Origin of the sequence: Pseudoalteromonas sp. S1650 (assembly GCF_005887195.1) — a bacterium.
GTDB classification, from domain to species: Bacteria; Pseudomonadota; Gammaproteobacteria; order Enterobacterales; family Alteromonadaceae; genus Pseudoalteromonas; species Pseudoalteromonas simplex.
The window spans coordinates 1-2,200 of record NZ_PNDF01000156.1 but is presented as its reverse complement, the minus strand read 5'-3'; the positions used below and the strand labels follow the sequence as shown (position 1 = coordinate 2,200).

Annotated in this window: 2 protein-coding genes; both read left to right on the top strand. The window is 40.9% G+C overall.

The window, feature by feature from the left end; all coding sequences use genetic code 11:
* A partial coding sequence (locus tag CWB80_RS21980; protein WP_283235117.1) for an MGH1-like glycoside hydrolase domain-containing protein occupies positions 1 to 1,053 on the top strand: 1,053 nt, incomplete at its 5' end.
* A gap of 168 nt (positions 1,054 to 1,221) precedes the next feature.
* Positions 1,222 to 2,190: a dihydrodipicolinate synthase family protein gene (locus tag CWB80_RS21975; protein ID WP_119853819.1), complete on the top strand. Its 969-nt coding sequence runs from the start codon at positions 1,222 to 1,224 to the stop codon at positions 2,188 to 2,190.
* Positions 2,191 to 2,200: the final 10 nt, after the last annotated feature.

Sequence of the window (2,200 nt, the reverse complement as noted above, 5' to 3'; positions counted from 1 at the left end):
GTCGCCCACATATACCCTAAACTAGTTGCTTATCGTGGATGGTGGCTACGCAATCGTGATCATAATAAAAACGGTGTGCCAGAGTATGGTGCCACGGTTGATAAAGCTCATAATACTCGTGACGGCAAGTTATTATTTAATGTAAAAACCTCGGCAGGTTGGCGAACAAGAAGTGGCTTAAAAAACTATAGGACTTACCTAAACGATGAAGCAACCTTAGAAATTAAAGTTCCGGCACAAACAGCCGCATCTTGGGAATCTGGTCGTGATGATGCTGCTGTGTTTGGTTTTATAAATAATCAACAGTTAAATCGTTATATAAAAAACGGCGGGATTCGTGGTGACTGGCACGTTGGTTTTGCAGAAAATCGTAATGATACAGGTACATTAGTTGGGTATTCATTATTGCAAGAATCTGTGGATCAAGCCTCTTATATGGCTGCTGATAACCGTTATTTAAGTAAAATAGCGAAGCAGCTTAAGTTACCGCACCAAGCAAGTTACTTTTTAAGGCAAGCCGCTCAGTTAAGGGATTATATCAATCGGTGCATGTTTGATAAAAATACAGGCTTCTACTACGACATTGAAATAGCAGATACCCCCTTAGCGAATGGTTGCGCTGGGAGGACTTTAGTAAAAAGAGGCAAAGGTCCTGAAGGGTGGTCACCGTTGTTTAATCAAGTAGCGAGTATGGAACAGGCCAGTGATGTGGTAAAAACAATGCTTGATAACAATGAGTTTAATACTTACGTTCCGCTTGGCAGTGCTGCGCTGACTAATCCGGCTTTCGGTGCGGATATTTATTGGCGTGGACGAGTATGGCTTGATCAAGCTTACTTTGGGTTAGCAGGTATGAGTCATTACGGTTATTGCAAACAAGCTCAGCAATTAAGTGAAAAGCTATTAAATCATGCCAATGGTTTGCTTTCTAATGCGCCAATACGTGAGAATTATAATCCGCTTAATGGTGAGCAACAAGGAGCGCCTAACTTTTCATGGAGCGCAGCACACTTATTACTAATTGCTCAAAAGCAAGGTAAATGGTGCCAATAATTGGCACTGTTTAATTCAGTTCACCAGACTAATCACACTATGGCATAAATTAATCACCACTGCTTAAGCTTCACAAATTACAAGAGAATTAACACAAATAGAATATTGTATACAATATTCTATTTGTGTTAATATTTATAGGAGTTACCTTTAAGCACAGGAAATATGATGAAAACAACGAACACAGATTGGCGCTTTTCAGTTATGCCGGCCGTATTCACATGGCTAAAAGAGTCTGAATCTGGATCATTTGAAATAGACTTTGATACAACAAAGAAATACGCTGCAGAAATTTTAAAAGTACAAGGGAAAGGCGGTAGTAGAATGGGGGGGCTTGTTGGCTCAGGCACATTAGGTGAAAATAGTTATCTAAGTGTTGATCAGCGTCTTTCTTTACTTGAAGCTCTTTCTGATGTTGCAAAAGAATACGGTGTGCCACTGATCAGTGGTGCTGCGGCAGAAACGAAAGAAGAAATAGCTGAAATTGTAAAGCAACTTGCATCTGTTGGCGTAGATACTGTCATGGTTATGCCACCAAAAACCAAAGAAGCACCTAGTGATGAAGATATGTATGCATATTATGCGCTTTGTGCAACAGCCGCTAAAGAGGCTGGCATTACAATTATGCCTTATAACAACCCAGATGCAGCTGGCTACCATGCGCTCTCAACCGAGCTTCTTAAAAAACTTGCTGCGCTTCCTGAAGTAACTGCGTTAAAAATATCGACGTCAGATGTTTCAATCATTGAGACGATAATGCTAGAAAACAAAGATGCAAAAATTTTGGCAGGTGTAGACACTGTCACTGTGCATGCCGGACTAGCAGGAGCATGTGGCGGGATCACAGGTGTAGGTTGTATCTTTCCAAAAGCGAGTGTGACGATGCAGGAGTATGTAAATAAAGGGGAATGGGCTGAGGCTAACAAAATTTCTCAGGCTATGAATTCCATCTCTTACTTGGATGCTCAACCGCTACTTATGGAGTACCTTAAGTGCGCATTTGGAATTCATCATGACGATAAGGATGGTGGACTTCGTACTTTCGGTAATAAATTAACGCAACAGCAAATTGATGACGTTCGTGCAAGATATCTTTTAGCACGAGAGAGGCTTAAAGCTTTGGACTTGTTAGGCTAATTTGTTGTCT

Bases quoted from the DNA above. Each gene is read 5' to 3' on its own strand.
- CWB80_RS21975 (WP_119853819.1), top strand. From the start codon at position 1,222: ATGAAAACAACGAACACAGATTGGCGCTTTTCAGTTATGCCGGCCGTA.